Origin of the sequence: Vibrio bivalvicida, assembly GCF_001399455.2 — a bacterium.
Taxonomy (GTDB): domain Bacteria; phylum Pseudomonadota; class Gammaproteobacteria; order Enterobacterales; family Vibrionaceae; genus Vibrio; species Vibrio bivalvicida.
On sequence record NZ_LLEI02000035.1, the window covers coordinates 1 to 16,561 of the forward strand.

A 16,561-nucleotide genomic window follows, 5' to 3' on the forward strand; every position below is an offset into this window, starting at 1 on the left:
ACTCGTGACCTCAACCTTGGCAAGGTTGCGCTCTACCAACTGAGCTAGTGTCGCATCAACAACGTTTCCGTTGTTCAGGGCTGCGAATTATAAGAGCATTTTTTTGTGATGCAAGTCCTTCATGCAAAAAAAATCCTTTTTTTTCCTGTTTGGATGAAAAGCGCACATCAACAATCAAAACAGCTTGAAATTTAAACGAAATGCATTTCGTTAAATAACATAAAAGCAACTTCACCCATGCTCAAATTGGGATGTTGACCTGCATTTTGATGACTTAATGTCGCTGATGATTGTATTTTTTAATATAACTATTGGCTATAAAAGTCTCTCATTGGCTGTCGCATTTCTCTAGGCTAAGGTTCTGTATCCATGTTATTGCAAAGGATTGCTTTTCGAACGTTGATTCCCTTCATTCTCGCCTTGTTGGTTGCGGGATGTGGTTCTATGCCTAAACCAATGCGCAATCTCGGCAAAAGCGATGTAGACTTCGTCATGGATGTGCATGCTCGGCAGTTGAAAAAACAAATGATCGAGCTGACGCGCAAACTTTATGTCCGTAACCCCATTCAACTGCATAAGAGCCCTCAAGCCACCATCGAAAGTCGTATCACTCAAATATTTGGCTCTGAAGAAAGCATCGACCTGCCCTCTTTGGTTTTCGATGAGTTAAACGGCGTCACAGGTATTGAGGCAATTTTGCTCAGTTTTGATGAGAACTTCCAAGGAGATCGCGTATTTGCCGCTGTCGTTGGATTGTCAGAAATGCTGCGTCGGTCGTACAACCACCAACAAGAGTTCTTTATTATTGATTCACTTGATGAGCAATCTTTATATAACAGTGCGAGAAACATCGAGATATTCGTTTGGCGACTCTATCACCGCAAAGATCAGTATGGTAACCCTCTGATATACAGCAACGATACAAACGGCAACGGGGGGGATATGAGTTTCGATCGCCTATTTACTAAGATGGTAATGATTCAAGACATGATGGCCCTGATCGTCGCAGACAAGACGAATCGAGGTATAACTAAGGTCGTTCATGGTGTGGCTCAATTTGCATTCCTACCCGTGCCATAAATAGGGCTGTTGCAGCTATCTACTTAAAACGCCAACCATCATTGCTGGCGTTATCAGAAGTCTATTAGATTGAAATAATCGTTTTACGGTAGTATTGAAGTTCGGCTATCGATTCTCGAATATCGTCTAACGCTAAATGGCTGCCTGTTTTAGAGAAACCATCGAGCACTTCAGGCTTCCAACGGCGCGTGAGTTCCTTAAAAGTACTCACGTCGATGTAGCGGTAATGGAAATACTGTTCAAGTTCCGCCATATGTTTATACAAAAAACGACGGTCCTGACCAACACTGTTGCCGCAAATCGGTGATTTACCTTTCGGTACCCATTTTTCCAAAAACTCGATCGTTTGGCGAATAGCTTCTTGCTCGTCGATTTTACTTTCACGTACACGATCAACCAACCCACTACCAGTATGAGTAGTGGTACACCACTCATCCATTTTAGCCAACTCTACTTCTGGCTGATAAATGGCAAGTACAGGTCCTTCAGCTAAAATATTCAATTCACTATCAGTCACTATGGTGGCGATTTCGATAACTTTATGGGTCTCTGGGTCCAGTCCTGTCATCTCAAGATCAATCCAAATTAAATTTTGATCGCTAAAGGACATAAATCGTTGCCTATTGGTTTTATGATAAAAGAGGTACTATACCCAAATTCCGATACCCAAGATAGATTGAGATTTTTACGGTCGAACAGGTATCACTCGATAAATTAATCAACTGAAGTAGAGAAACGTGGCTAAAAAGAAAAAGCTAACCAAAGGTCAGGTAAGGCGTGTACGCCATAACCAAAAACGCAAACTCAAGCAGGAAGAGTCTATCCAATGGGATGAGTCTATGCTAGGAGCAAGTAAATCAGGCCTGGTTATCACTCGTTTTGGACAACACGCCGATATAGAAGATCTCGAAAATGGAGAAATCCAACGTTGTAATCTGCGTCGCGGTATCGAAACTCTCGTCTCTGGCGACAAAGTCATCTGGCGCCCCGGCCATGAGTCGATGGAAGGCATCAATGGTGTTGTTGAAGCCGTTGAACCAAGAACTTCAGTATTAACACGCCCCGACTACTACGATGGCCTAAAACCTGTTGCCGCTAACGTCGACCAAATGGTGATTGTCTCGTCCATTTTGCCTGAACTGTCACTCAATATCATTGACCGCTACTTAGTTGCTTCTGAAACCTTGAACATCGCGCCACTACTGGTTCTGAACAAGATCGATCTTCTTGAACAAGAGCAACTGGCTGAGTACAAATCTTGGCTAAGTGAATACGAACATATTGGCTACAAGGTGTTATTTGTAAGTAAGCAGACTGGTGAAGGCATTGCTGAGTTAGAGGCAGAGCTGAAAGACCGCATCAATATTTTCGTCGGTCAGTCCGGTGTGGGCAAATCAAGTTTGGTTAACGCACTAATGCCACAGTTCAATGTCGAAGAAGGTGAGGTTTCAGAGAACTCAGGATTAGGTCAACACACGACAACCGCGTCCCGCCTTTACCATATTCCAACAGGTGGCGATCTTATTGACTCTCCTGGCGTACGTGAATTTGGCTTATGGCACCTTGAAGCCGAAGAGGTAACCAAAGCCTTTGTTGAGTTCAGACCTTATCTAGGCAGTTGTAAGTTTCGTGACTGTAAACACAATGACGACCCAGGGTGTGTACTACGCCAGGCTGTTGAAAATGGACAGATCAACGAGATTCGTTTCGAGAACTACCATCGAATTCTTGAAAGCATGGTGGAAAACAAGGCTAACCGACAGTACTCACGTAATAAAAAAGCAGATTTGTAGCAGCAAATTTGTAAGCAAAGTTTAGGGTCTGTTGCCCTTTTGAGCTGATTTTTGCAGCAGTTTGTGGGTTCTTTATGCAAGGCAGAGGCTTTGAATTGTAGTTGCCCTACCTGATAAGCCGATAACGCAGCAGAAAGGGGCCACAAACGCTGCCCGAAGGGTTCGGCTAAAAGCGTTTTACTCTTTGTTGAGAGGTGTTTTGCTTAGAATGACTAGGCGACAAACCTCTCGCCGCGATTAAAACGCTTTTATCTCGAACAAAATTTAACCGCAAAAGGTCAACAGACCCTAGCAACTGCTGACTTTTGGGTGCAATTTGAGTAACATCTCGCGCCCAGAATATAGTCAATCATGAAAATAGCATTGGAATTGAACACAATGGATAAGATTAAAGTTGGACTGCAATATTGGATCCCTCAGCACGGTTTAACGCGCTTAGTGGGCAAGCTAGCTTCAGCAAAAGCTGGCGGTCTAACAACAGCAATCATCAAGTGGTTTATTAAGCAATACAACGTCAACATGGATGAAGCACTTCATTCTGAACCTAAACACTTTAAGACGTTTAACGAGTTTTTTGTTCGTGAGCTAAAAGATGGTGCGCGACCAGTCACTGAAGAAGTCAGTGTTGTCACTCACCCAGCAGATGCTTGTGTAAGCCAGTTTGGCCCTATCACTGATGGCAAACTGATTCAGGCAAAAGGCCATAATTTTACGGCACAAGATCTGTTAGGTGGAGATGCGGAATTAGCTCAAGAGTTTGCAGACGGTGAATTTGCGACGCTGTACCTTTCACCACGTGATTATCACCGTGTTCATATGCCATGTGACGGCACGCTACGTCAGATGATTTATGTGCCAGGTGACCTATTCTCCGTTAACCCACTCACTGCTGAAAACGTGCCAAACCTATTTGCACGTAACGAGCGTGTCGTGTGTATCTTCGATACTGAATTTGGTCCGATGGCGCAGGTGCTAGTTGGTGCGACGATTGTCGGCAGTATTGAACAAGTTTGGGCTGGCACAGTAACACCACCACGTGGCAATACCGTTTACAAATGGGACTACCCAGCTCAAGGTGATAAATCGGTAATCCTTAAGAAAGGTGAAGAGATGGGTCGCTTCAAGCTAGGCTCAACTGTCATCAACCTATTCGCCAAAGATGCGGTGAAATTTGATGACTCGATGCAAAATGGTCAGTCTACAGTAATGGGCACACCTTACGCGCACACCGCTCAGACAGAACAAGCAGCAGAATAATCACCAACGCTAGACTCTGAAGCCTCGCATTCGCGGGGCTTTTTTTGACCCAAAGCAAACCTCCCTCAACATTTTTAACTGTTTATCAAAACTCTAGACTTGGTCTAAGACCTTTAATTCATTGTGAACTAATCTGTGGCTTCACTAATACTTTTGAGGTAAAGGATTGTATGCCAAAGGTAGAATCGGGAATTATCATTAAGCTATTGATCAGTTTTGGTCTGCCAATCGCTGTGCTGTTTATGCCCATTGACTGGATCCCTATTGATGATCTGACCCTGATTCAGCATCGACTTCTGGCCATCTTTCTTCTAGCGGCACTACTTTGGGTGTTAGAGCCTGTTCCGGTATTTGCCACGTCGATTTTGATCATCGCCTTAGAACTGGTGATGATTTCAGACAAAGGGCTACATTTATTCCGCAATCCTCCTGCAGGACATGACTTGGGGGAGCTGATGAACTATACGGACATTTTCAGCGCCTTCTCGTCTCCGATCATTATTTTATTTATGGGGGGATTTGCTCTCGCTATTGCAGCTTCGAAGTATGAGTTAGATAACAACCTTGCTCGCGTGCTACTTAAGCCTTTTGGTCACCAGCCTAAATTCATCATGCTTGGCTTAATGTTAATTACCGCTGTGTTCTCGATGTTTATGTCTAATACAGCCACAACAGTAATGATGCTCGCATTACTTGGTCCCATTGTCGCTTCTGCGCCTAGGGGTGATATTGGGATCAAAGCCTTAGTACTCTGTATTCCGATTGCTGCCAATACGGGAGGTATTGCTACTCCAATCGGTACACCACCTAACGCCATCGCGCTTCAGTACCTAACTGGCGAAAACAGTATCGATTTCTTAAGATGGATGATGATGGGCTTACCCTTCGTAATCGTTCAGTTGACCATCGCCTGGTTTTTACTGCAAAAACTGTTTCCTTCCTCTCAACAAACAATGACACTCAAGCTGGATGGTCAGTTTCAAAAAAATTGGCGTGCCATGGTTGTCTACGCCACATTTGCTTCAACGATCCTATTGTGGATGACGACTAAGTTGCATGGTATGAACACCTATGTCGTCTCCATCATTCCGCTAGCGGTATTCACCCTAACTGGAATCATGGGCAAAGCGGAGCTAAAGCTGATTAACTGGGACGTACTATGGCTAGTCGCCGGGGGTATTGCCATTGGTATTGGTTTGGATAAAACCGGATTGGCAGCAGCCCTTGCGCACGCGATTGATTATGAATCGCTGTCACCAGTCGCCGTGGTTCTAACTCTGTCGATAGTCTGTTGGCTAATGGCAAACTTCATGTCCAATACCGCGACCGCTAACTTACTGATGCCGATTGCGGCTGCGATTGGAGCTTCGATGGAGAGCTTAGCCAGCGTGGGGGGACTACAAGGTTTATTGGTCGTTGTCGCCTTCTCCGCATCACTCGGCATGATTTTACCAGTTTCAACGCCGCCAAACTCTTTGGCTTATTCAACTGGACTTATCGAAAGCAAAGATATGGCCAAGACAGGTCTCATTATCGGTTTGATTGGATTAACCATTGTTTATGCTGGGGCACTGCTGATCACCTAGTGATGGAATGTGACATCAGATTTGTTGGCTGAACATCACAGTTTGATCAATATCCGCAGTAGATAGGTAAATTAGTCAGCGAATCTGTACATAGATCAAGCAAATTGGTCGCTTTGAAATATAAAATTAGTTCAATAATAACAAGAACATCCATTTCACTATCAATGTGAGATTCCTATCCGGCGGTAGTGCCCACAAGGATCGGTTGATGCTCTCCACATAGCAAACAGCTTCTCCCGGTGTATCCTCACTCCGCTTTTCTCGATTTATTGTCTCGTTTATTAAGGAAAGGCAATGAGAAATACAATAAAACTAAAAATGCAGATTGCGATCGCAATCGTTATCGCTGTGGTTAGCGGGGTTCAAGCTTGGATCTCTGTAAGCCAACTTAAACAAGAAACCACCTCCGCTCTTAATAGCGAAATGGCGAATGTTAGCCATGCTACCACCCGCTATATTAGTGATTGGTTGGCCATACGCAGTGACATGATGCTCGCCAACGAGAAAACCATCGTCCAGTCCACTAACTCAGACCGCGAAATGTTGATTACCAAGCGAGCGGGGGATTTTCTTTCTGTATATGCTGGTTTCGATGATGGCTCGATTGCTTACGGTGATAAAACTGAAGACTGGCCTGCCGATTACGACCCAAGAACTCGTCCTTGGTATCAAGATGCAATGAAAACCTCAGGACTTATCCTAACGGAACCATATCAAGATTTTGATGGCAGTATTGTAGTGAGCTTTGCGAAAGCCTTCTCTGGTGAGCGAAAAGGGGTTCTTGCCGCAGACCTAACGGTCACAAACATCATTAGTGAAGTTCTCAATGTATCTCTGGACAATGATGGTTTTACCTTCCTCGTTGATGGGAACAACAACATCGTCGCCTATCAGGACGAAAAGCTTAGTCAGCAACCTTTGACGGTTCTTAACCCAGCTCTGAGCCAGAGTATGATCAATGAACTAGTCAGCAAATCAGCGCTTTCAACGATTAGCTGGCCCGAGCAAGGGAATAAGCTTATCTACGTCACCAACGTGCCGACAACGGACTGGTCTTTAGGTATCGTGGTCGATAAAGACTTAGCCTTTGCTTCAGTTACTGAGCAAATTCAATTTACTGCGCTCGCCTCGATCATTTTGTACTTGGTCATCGCGACATTTAGTACCTATACAATCACTAAGCTGTTAAAACCTCTCCAAGATCTCTCTACGTCACTATCTCAACTATCTAAAGGCGAAGGCGATTTAACACAAAGAGTCGAAATCAAACGTCGTGACGAAATTGGAGAATTGGCGGAACATGTCAACCAGTTTTTGAGCCAAATGCAGGCGATGATTAGTGGTATTATTAGTCACAGTGACAAGTTGGCCAATCAAGCTGTACAAGCTAATGAACTGTCGCAACAAGCTTCACAGCAAGTGGAAGCCCAGCAAAATGATGTCAATCAGATCGCAACGGCCATCCATGAGATGTCAGCGACCGCAGCAGAAGTGGCGAGTCATGCAGAGCTGACCGCTTCAGCTTCACAAACTTCCTCTTCGGCATGTGAGGATGGACAGCAAGTCATTCAGAAAAACCGCCAAGCGATTGTGGAATTGGCTGATCAGGTCATGGCTGCTGCTGGAGTTATCTCTGAATTAGAAAGTAATACTCAAAGCATTAACCAGATTCTTTCCACCATTCAAGAGATTGCGGAACAAACCAATCTACTCGCGCTCAATGCTGCAATTGAAGCCGCTCGCGCTGGTGAACAAGGACGTGGTTTTGCGGTTGTGGCTGATGAAGTGCGCGTTCTCAGCCAACGGACTCATGGTTCGACAGAAGAAATCCGCAACATGATCGAGACGCTACAGAGCAACACTAAGTTAGCTGTCAATAGCATGCAAAGCAGTACCTCACTCGCCGATACCAGCGTTGACTATGCACAGCAAGCCGCGGATAGCTTAGGTCATATCACAGATGCTATTACCGAAATCAATGATATGGCATTACAAATTGCGAGCGCGGCTGAAGAACAACGAGCAGTAAGTGAAGATATCAGCCGCAATACACAAGGGATAAAAGACGCTTCCGATGTCCTTGCTTCACAAGCTATGCAAAGCAGCGAAAGCGCAGATAACATGCGTGAATCTGCTGAAACCATGCGCCGAGAAGTAGGACGCTTTAAGGTTTGATACCAACCAGAATAATCTTTGAATTAACGCTGTTTTAATGCATATTGTCAGCCATTACTCTTCCAAATTCACAAGGATTTCGTGTCAATGGGATATGAATGGCTGGCATTGGCAGCGGCTTTTCTTTGGGCGGTGGCCAGCCTACTTTCTGTTACTCCAGCTCAGCATCTAGGAACATTTGCCTATAGTCGTTGGCGTATGGGCTGTACCTCTGTGATTCTAGGAGGCATGGCGCTGGTTACCGGCGGTTGGGCAACAGTAGAAAACAGCGCGATTTCCGCAATGATGCTATCAGGCGTGATCGGTATTTTCATCGGAGATACCGCCCTTTTTGCTTGCCTCAATCGCATGGGACCAAGACAAGCTGGCCTGCTCTTTTCTTGTCACGCCGTCTTCTCCGCTGTACTTGGATACTTCCTATTCAGTGAAACCATGACGTCTCTTGAATTGTTGGGCTCTGCATTGGTATTCTCTGGCGTATTAACCGCGATATTTTTTGGTCGTAAAGGGCAAGCAAACAACCACTTAGAGTCGATTAAAGGCAGTATTTGGGTTGGTGTAGGGTTAGGACTACTTGCTGCCTTATGCCAAGCTTTAGGTGGCATTATCGCTAAACCTGTCATGCAAACCGCCATCGACCCTATCGCTGCCTCAGCCGTGCGAATGATGACCGCGTTTGCTGCTCACTGCCTGTTTTTCTTCTCTGGCGCCAAACTTTCCCGTGCAACACAACCAATGAACCTGCGAATTTTCTCAATTACTGCGGTCAATGGGTTTCTCGCTATGGCCGTAGGCATGACACTAATCCTCTATGCTCTGCAAGAAGGTAACGTCGGTATGGTGGCTCTATTATCTTCTACCACGCCAATCATGTTGTTGCCTATACTTTGGATTTACTCCGGCAGACGACCCAACCGATTTGCTTGGCTCGGGGCAATTGTTGCCGTTGTAGGTACAGGCATTTTGGTCAGTTAGACTATTGGAGCAATAGATATTTTCCACTATCTATTTCTTTACTAAACGGGAAAAATAAAAGCAAGAAAACAGTAATACAGGTGTCTTGGAAAAATACTTACTGAGAGTAAGGTGAAAGATAACAACACTATTTCGCACACAATATTTGATCTTAACCTACAGTTTTGGTTAAAAAGTGTAGTAAAATTACGCTAATTTTGTTTCCAAAGTTACTTTGAAATTTGACGAGGTCATCACTATGACAGCTAAGAAGCCTATGGCTCTAGTTATTCTTGACGGTTACGGTCACCGTGAAGATACAGCAAGCAACGCAATCGCGAACGCGAAAACTCCTTTTCTTGATAGCCTGTTTGCTAACAAACCAAACACTCTAATCTCTGCTTCTGGCATGGATGTTGGCCTACCAGACGGTCAAATGGGTAACTCTGAAGTAGGTCACACAAACATCGGCGCGGGTCGTGTTGTATACCAAGACCTTACTCGTATCACTAAATCAATTGCTGACGGTGAGTTTGCACAGACTCCAGCACTTGTTGAAGCTATCGACTCGGCAGTGAAGGCAGAAAAAGCGGTACACATCATGGGTCTTATGTCTCCAGGTGGCGTACACTCTCATGAAGACCACATCTATGCAGCAGTTGAAATGGCAGCAGCACGTGGCGCAGAAAAAATCTACCTACATTGCTTCCTAGACGGTCGTGACACGCCACCACGCAGCGCAGAGAACTCTCTAAAACGTTTCCAAGACCTATTTGCTAAACTAGGTAAAGGCCGAGTAGCTTCTCTAGTGGGTCGCTACTACGCAATGGACCGTGACAACAACTGGGATCGCGTACAAGTTGCTTACGATCTTCTTACTCAAGCGAAAACTGAGTTCACTTTCGACACTGCAGTTGCTGGTCTTGAAGCCGCTTACGCTCGTGAAGAGAACGATGAGTTCGTTAAAGCAACAGCAATCAAGGCTGATGGCCAAGAAGATGCGGTAATCGCAGACGGCGATGCAGTGATCTTTATGAACTACCGTGCTGACCGTGCTCGTCAAATCACACGTACTTTCGTGCCTGTATTCGACGGCTTCGAGCGCGCGGTATTCCCAGCAATCAACTTCGTAATGCTAACCCAATACGCTGCCGACATCCCGCTAGCAATCGCATTCCCACCAGCGTCACTAGAAAACACATACGGTGAGTGGCTATCTAAGCAAGGTCAAACTCAGCTACGTATCTCTGAAACTGAAAAGTACGCGCACGTAACTTTCTTCTTCAACGGTGGTGTTGAGAACGAATTCGAAGGCGAAGAGCGTCAACTTGTTGCTTCTCCAAAAGTAGCAACTTACGACCTACAGCCAGAAATGAGCTCTGAAGAGCTTACGGAAAAAATGGTTGCTGCGATCAAGTCTGGCAAGTACGACACGATCATTTGTAACTACCCTAACCCAGATATGGTTGGTCACACTGGCGTTTACGAAGCAGCTGAGCAAGCGATCGAAGCAATCGACGGCTGTGTTGCTAAAATTGTTGCGGCTATCGAAGAAGTAGGCGGCCAAATGCTGATCACTGCTGACCACGGTAACGCGGAAATGATGGTAGACCCAGAGACAGGTGGCACTCACACTGCTCACACTAACCTACCAGTACCGCTAATCTACGTTGGTGACAAAGACGTTGAGTTCAAACAAGGCGGTAAACTGTCTGACCTAGCGCCAACTATGCTATCGCTAACGGGTCTAGAGATCCCAGCAGAGATGACGGGTGAGATTCTAGTGAAGTAATTCACTCCAGCACTCGTATTTCTAAGCCCGAGTACTTGCTCGGGCTTGTTGTTTTCTTGAGCCTACAACAAGTTTTAATATTACGCTTTCTTCTAATCAAAAGGTTTGGGTATACTGAATGCTTCTCAAATAGTTAGGGCAAATTTGTAACATGGCGAGCACCTCACTAAGGACTCTATTTACAAGCAAGATTTACCTTGCACTCGGGTTAATGCTTTCTGCCTATTCAATAGCACCTAGCTACGCGGCCAATAATAATGAACTTAAAGGTGTCAGCGGAGAGATTTCTCGTCAAAAGCAGTCATTGTCTTCACAGAAAAAGAAACTCGACTCATTGCAAAAATCCCTTAAATCGCAAGAAATCACGATTAATCGCTTAGAAAAAGAGATTAAGGAAACCAAGGCCTCTCTCAACCATACCAATAAAAACATTGCCAATCTAAAGTCTAAAGTCGACCAACTCAAACAAAACAAGAAGGCACAAAGCGATAAGTTAGCAGAACTCATTCAAACCTATTATGTAACTCAGCGTGCAAAGGCTTCCTCTAACATTCTTAACCAAGGCGTCGAAGAAGACCGAATTAGCCAGTATTTCCAACACCTTGCCAAAGAGCGGGCAACCACTATTGCAGAACTTGAGAAAACCGCTGAGGAACTGGACGATAGCCGAGAACAGCTAGGACTAGAGAAGCAGCAAATCACTAGCCTACTGAACCAGCAGACAAAAAAACGCGACCAACTGACTAAAACCCAATCTAAGCGTAAAGGTACGGTCTCGCAGATACGTAGCAGCATCTCAAACGACAAAGTTTATCTCTCTGAGCTACAGCGCAATGAAACCAGACTGAAAGCAGAGATAGCGAAAGCAGCTAAGCGCAACGCCGTTCCAATGGATGGCTTAGCACGGAAGAAAGGCAAACTGCCTTGGCCTCTCAAAGGTAGAGTTCTACATAACTATGGCTCACGTCAGACTGGGCAGATAAACTGGAAAGGCATGGTGATTAATGCCAACTATGGACAATCGGTTAAAGCGGTGTACTCAGGCACGGTCGTATTTGCCGACTACCTGCGCGGCTATGGCTTAGTAATACTACTTGACCACGGAAAAGGTGATATGACCTTATATGGCTTTAACCAGAGCCTGCTGAAGAAAGAAGGTGATAAAGTCACTGCAGGAGAAAGTATCGCACTGGCAGGTGACACTGGTGGTCAGCCACGCCCATCGCTTTACTTTGAGATTCGCCGTAATAGTAAAACTCAAAACCCTAAAAGCTGGTTGACCCGCTAAGGCTTGCAATGTAGCGCGCGACTTAGCGTAGAACCACCAAGATCAGTTTAGGTGCGGTAGTACTGCTCAACCACCTCGATAAATGCGGTTAACTGCTCTTTAGGTAATGCATTAACCCCCGCAGCGGCTGCTCTTCCGCCTCCACTTGGAAATTGAATACAAATATCCCCAGCTCCTTGTTTATTGTTTAGTGGCGCGCGCAGCGAAACAGTATATGTTCCATCGCGGTTTTCAGTTAATACCGCATGTGCAGAATTAGGCGCATGATTTGCCAAGTGATTGCCATAAACACCGCTGATTCTGCGAGATGATGCCTGATTTGGTAATTCAAAGACGGCTAACTTAGTGCTGCGGTATTTAGCTGTTATTGCCAAAGCTCGAGTCATATCTGCCTGATAAGCGGCACGTAAAACTAGAAATGGAGAGTTTTGATCAGCTATTACAGCAAAGGGATCATCATAAGCCAAAAGCTGCTCAAACAATGCGGCAGGGTCGAAGTGCAGATCCTCCAATTTAGAGCCGTAGCCATTGTAGTTTATCAATGTTCCTAGCTCTTTAAGCTGTGCTTTTTGCTCCTCGCTAAGACCCGCCTTGTCAGCCAGTTCGTCAGCTTTAGCGATTAAGTTATCTCCATAAGCGGCAGCAATTGCCCAAGTATGGTATCGCCCTTTTAACAAGCTATCGACGATCAATGCAGTACAAGTATTGGTATCAAGGTCGATATACGCTTCTAGATTGGTATTTTGGGGAATATCACCAGACTTATGGTGATCGGCATAAAAGACATTTGCCCCTACTGCTAGAGCTTTCTCTAGACCCGCTTTATTCTTCTCCATTGAGATATCTAGAACCGTCACTGTATCGTTAGGGTTAACCAATATCTTATCTAGTAGTTGAATATCTCGCTTAACGCCCGTGATTAACGTCGACAACTTAGGGTCAACCAACCGAAGTTGAAGTAAAGCAATGATACCGTCTGCATCACCATTGAATACGTCGAAGTGCATAAAACAAAACCCATTAGAGAAACACTAGTACTCTAATGGGTTCTGCCTGTTTGAACAATTTCAATTAGTTATGACTAAGCATGAATTGCTTTAACGCCATCCTCAAGGAGCTGAAGTTGCTCTAACCCTTGCGGTGTTGCTTTTGGTTTCACAACAGAAATCATTTGCAACATACCTTGATGAATTACCTGCTCAGTTATCTTTGTTTTAGGCGACATTGCAGCTTGATAACCTAACCAGCTCGACGCGATCATGTGCAAAGTGGTGACAAGTGACTTCATCTCACTATCTTCAACCGAAACAAGCTCTAAATCGACAAACGCACGCATTATGTTAATTAAGTTAGTTTGTAGTTTTTCTTGCACTTGGATGTACTCTTCGTGCAACTGCTCGTCACGCTGAAGGATCTCAGGCAAATTGGCGTAGAAGAAACGGTATTTCCACATCAGAGTAAAGATGGAATCCAAATAGTGCTTGAGTAAAACTAAGCTCTCTTGCTGACCTTGAATGGGTGTGAAACGTTCAAGAAGTTCATTAGAGTATAAAGCGAAGATCTCGCGAACGATTTCTTGTTTATTACGGAAGTGGTAATACAGGTTACCCGGACTAATATCGATGTGGGCGGCAATATGATTGGTTGTGATATTACGCTCACCATGTTGATTAAATTGTTCCAGTGCAGCAAGCACTATCTTGTCACGAGTCTTCATGAATTATCCGCACTCCTTTCTCTATGTCTAAGGGCAGTATAGCGGCTAGTGTAACCCATAACAAAAAAGCGCCTGGTCGTATCAGGCGCTTTTCATTAATTACTCAATTATTTGTGGTATGGCTTAGATAACTCATGCACCGCTTCAACAAATACACCAGCGTTTTCTGGCGGTACATCTAAATGAATGCCATGACCAAGGTTAAACACGTGACCTGTACCTGCATCACCAAAGCCTTCAAGAATAGTCGACACTTCTTCACGGATGCGCTCAGGAGACGCGTAAAGCATTGATGGATCCATGTTGCCTTGTAGCGCAACCTTGTCACCGACACGCTTCACTGCATCAGCGATGTTAATTGTCCAATCTAGACCGACTGCATCACAGCCCGTTGCTGCGATCTGTTCTAGCCACATACCACCGTTCTTAGTAAAGAGCGTGACGGGTACGCGACGACCATCATTTTCGCGGATTAGACCATCTACGATTTTGTGCATGTATTGCAGCGAGAACAAGTTGTAGTCACGAGGAGTCAGTACACCGCCCCATGTATCGAAGACCATCACAGATTGAGCACCCGCTTTGATCTGTGCGTTTAAGTACTCGATCACACTATCTGCAAGCTTATCAAGCAGCAGGTGCAGAGTTTGTGGCTCTGCGTACATCATCTTTTTAATCTTAGTGAAAGCCTTCGAGCTACCACCTTCAACCATGTATGTCGCTAGAGTCCAAGGACTACCGGAGAAGCCGATCAGTGGCACATCACCATTCAGGTCTTTACGAATCTGACGTACAGCATTCATCACGTACTTAAGCTCACCTTCAGGATCTGGCAGACCAATTTTTTCTACATCCGCTTTGCAAGTGATTGGCTTGTCAAATACTGGTCCTTCGCCTGCAGCAAAGCGTAGCTCTAGTCCCATAGCATCCGGGATGGTTAGAATATCTGAGAACAGGATAGCGGCATCAAGAGGAAAACGGCGTAATGGCTGAAGTGTCACTTCAGAAGCTAACTCTGCATTCTTGCACAAAGACATAAAATCACCCGCTTCTGCGCGAGTTGCTTTGTATTCTGGAAGATAGCGACCGGCTTGACGCATCATCCATACAGGAGTGTAGTCAACTGGCTGCTTTAGTAACGCGCGAAGATAGCGGTCATTCTTTAATTCAGTCATTCCGTTTTTCCGATTTTTAGGCTCGTTTTTTTGTTGCGGCTATTCTAACACTGTTTGACTCGCAAAAGCTGTGTGCTTTGCAACCTAGATCAAGTTATTAACTTTTAAATCAGTGCTTAATTTGCACTCACTCAGTATCAGTGTTAAAAATTTGTTTGCTAGCGAAAACTACAATTATAAACCGAGCACATAGTGCTTGGCATCTCATAACGACATCTTACTTACCCCCTCCTTCTGGAGGGTTTTTTTTATCTATAATTCAGCTAGATAACTTAATTTCTCCCAGCGTATATTCAATTAACTGACGGGCAATAGTCCCCTCGGGTGCAACAGGTGGCAGCTCATTTAAGCCGAACCAACCAGCATCACTAAGCTCACTATAATCTGGCTTTAAGACCCCTGATTGATAATCAGCAACAAAGCCCATCATCATACTAGATGGAAACGCCCAAGGTTGGCTGCCGAAATAGCGGATATTCGTCACCTCAACCCCTGTTTCTTCCTTTACCTCGCGAGCCACGCACTGCTCCAACGTTTCACCGACCTCTAAGAAGCCGGCAATCACGGTATACATCCCGTTGCGATGCCTTGGGTGTTGCGCGAGCAGGATTTTATCAGCTTTGCGAACCGCAACAATAATACATGGAAAGATGCGCGGGTAATGCAAGGTACGACAATCACCACACTGCATAGCCAATTGAGTATGACTAAGGTGATTTCTCCCTCCACATTGAGGACAAAACCGCACGCTTTGACTCATATGCCCGTATTGTACTGCTTTGCTCATCAGTAAAAAAAGGTCGCTGGGAACATGCAAACAGTCACGTAAAGAGGTCAATTCAAGCGGCCTAGTAACATCGGCTTCGTTAAGCCACATAACCGGGTAATTGTTCCACTGCCCAACTTCGATTGCCCGTTCATAAGGCAAGTTAAGGCTATCAGCACTGCCGATTGGCAACTGACCATTTTGCAACCATACATCGCTTCCTGACACAACACACCAGTAAACTTTTTTCGTACGGTTTACGTCACCTTTCTTTAACATTGGCTCATCTCTCCACTTGCAGTTCGTCTATTTTACTGGCAATCTAAATTCATACCAGAGTTTGTGGTCCATCTATTTTGAGACTATAAATTTTAGTAAGGACAAGAGGTTGTACTCTGTACGTGCTTTGGGAGTCAAAGCGTAATGGTCACCGGAGAAGTGACTCGATCATGAGGATATGGTCATGCTAAATAAATTCAAACAAACACAAGAACAATGGGGTGGCTCAAGCGAAGTCATAGACCACTGGCTCGAAACCCGCCAGGCTTTGATTGTCGAATATTGCCAGCTAGGCTCCCTTCAACCTGTAAATGGACACGCGAACGTCGTCGAACTGCCTTCCCCGAAACAAATCAGCTCATTTTGCGATCACGTTGTCGATTACATTTCTGAAGGCCACTTCAAAATCTACGATATGGTAATGAAAAAGTGGCAAGCAACCGGCTTTAAGAGTAATGACGAAATCGATACAACCTACGCCAAGATCGTACTTACTACCGAGCCTTTACTTGAGTTTAACGATAAGTATGTCGGTGTTAGCGCTGACGACGAGCTACCTAACTTCGAAGTAGATATGTCGAAAGTTGGCGAACTGCTCGAAGTACGTTTTGAAGTTGAAGATCAGTTGATTCAACTTATCGCAGATAGCTTAGCGATTCCGCCTGGGGCCTAAGAGCTAGAGAGCTAGAGAATTTTGAA

The 16,561-nt window shown here is 44.9% G+C and carries 14 protein-coding genes; 9 read left to right on the forward strand and 5 right to left on the reverse strand.

Features of this window, described 5'->3' with window-relative positions; genetic code table 11:
* Positions 1-369 precede the first annotated feature (369 nt).
* The gene (locus tag APB76_RS13570) at positions 370-1,080 is read left to right on the forward strand and encodes a hypothetical protein (RefSeq protein WP_054963552.1); all 711 of its coding nucleotides are present in this window, start codon (positions 370-372) and stop codon (positions 1,078-1,080) included.
* 64 nt (positions 1,081-1,144) lie between these two features.
* Here APB76_RS13570 and orn read toward each other — a convergent pair whose 3' ends face one another.
* On the reverse strand, positions 1,145-1,690 hold the full coding sequence (orn, locus tag APB76_RS13575; protein ID WP_054963553.1) for an oligoribonuclease: 546 nt from the start codon (positions 1,688-1,690) through the stop codon (positions 1,145-1,147).
* A gap of 127 nt (positions 1,691-1,817) precedes the next feature.
* On the opposite strand from orn, the gene rsgA reads away from it, so the two are divergent.
* The 7 genes from rsgA to APB76_RS13610 all read left to right on the forward strand — a co-directional run bounded on the left by rsgA (position 1,818) and on the right by APB76_RS13610 (position 11,925).
* Positions 1,818-2,873, forward strand: a complete 1,056-nt coding sequence (gene rsgA, locus APB76_RS13580) for a small ribosomal subunit biogenesis GTPase RsgA (protein ID WP_054963554.1) — start codon at positions 1,818-1,820, stop codon at positions 2,871-2,873.
* 378 nt (positions 2,874-3,251) lie between these two features.
* Positions 3,252-4,130, forward strand: coding sequence for an archaetidylserine decarboxylase (asd, locus tag APB76_RS13585; RefSeq protein WP_054963555.1), 879 nt, complete (start codon positions 3,252-3,254; stop codon positions 4,128-4,130).
* 170 nt (positions 4,131-4,300) lie between these two features.
* Positions 4,301-5,716 (forward strand): SLC13 family permease, encoded by a 1,416-nt coding sequence (locus APB76_RS13590; RefSeq protein WP_054963556.1) that lies wholly within the window; start codon positions 4,301-4,303, stop codon positions 5,714-5,716.
* Positions 5,717-6,010: 294 nt separating this feature from the next.
* Positions 6,011-7,891, forward strand: a complete 1,881-nt coding sequence (locus APB76_RS13595) for a methyl-accepting chemotaxis protein (protein WP_049842764.1) — start codon at positions 6,011-6,013, stop codon at positions 7,889-7,891.
* A gap of 87 nt (positions 7,892-7,978) precedes the next feature.
* Entirely contained in the window at positions 7,979-8,866 is an 888-nt protein-coding gene (locus APB76_RS13600) for a DMT family transporter (protein WP_054963557.1), read from the forward strand.
* A 238-nt stretch (positions 8,867-9,104) separates the two neighbouring features.
* Positions 9,105-10,637, forward strand: coding sequence for a 2,3-bisphosphoglycerate-independent phosphoglycerate mutase (gpmM, locus tag APB76_RS13605; protein WP_054963558.1), 1,533 nt, complete (start codon positions 9,105-9,107; stop codon positions 10,635-10,637).
* A 151-nt stretch (positions 10,638-10,788) separates the two neighbouring features.
* Complete coding sequence (locus APB76_RS13610; protein ID WP_054963559.1) at positions 10,789-11,925, forward strand: murein hydrolase activator EnvC family protein; 1,137 nt, start codon at positions 10,789-10,791, stop codon at positions 11,923-11,925.
* 47 nt (positions 11,926-11,972) lie between these two features.
* Here the strand turns inward: APB76_RS13610 and APB76_RS13615 are convergent, their stop codons facing one another.
* The 4 genes from APB76_RS13615 to nudC form a co-directional block, all read right to left on the reverse strand.
* A complete protein-coding gene (locus APB76_RS13615; protein WP_054963560.1) occupies positions 11,973-12,932 on the reverse strand; it encodes a DHHA1 domain-containing protein in 960 nt (319 codons plus the stop codon).
* Between the two features lie 74 nt (positions 12,933-13,006).
* Positions 13,007-13,642, reverse strand: coding sequence for a TetR/AcrR family transcriptional regulator (locus tag APB76_RS13620; protein ID WP_054963561.1), 636 nt, complete (start codon positions 13,640-13,642; stop codon positions 13,007-13,009).
* 107 nt (positions 13,643-13,749) lie between these two features.
* Entirely contained in the window at positions 13,750-14,817 is a 1,068-nt protein-coding gene (hemE, locus tag APB76_RS13625; RefSeq protein WP_049842770.1) for a uroporphyrinogen decarboxylase, read from the reverse strand.
* A gap of 259 nt (positions 14,818-15,076) precedes the next feature.
* Positions 15,077-15,862 (reverse strand): NAD(+) diphosphatase, encoded by a 786-nt coding sequence (gene nudC / locus APB76_RS13630; protein WP_054963562.1) that lies wholly within the window; start codon positions 15,860-15,862, stop codon positions 15,077-15,079.
* Between the two features lie 178 nt (positions 15,863-16,040).
* Between nudC and APB76_RS13635 the strand changes: the two genes are divergently transcribed.
* Complete coding sequence (locus APB76_RS13635; RefSeq protein ID WP_049842772.1) at positions 16,041-16,535, forward strand: Rsd/AlgQ family anti-sigma factor; 495 nt, start codon at positions 16,041-16,043, stop codon at positions 16,533-16,535.
* Positions 16,536-16,561 lie beyond the last annotated feature (26 nt).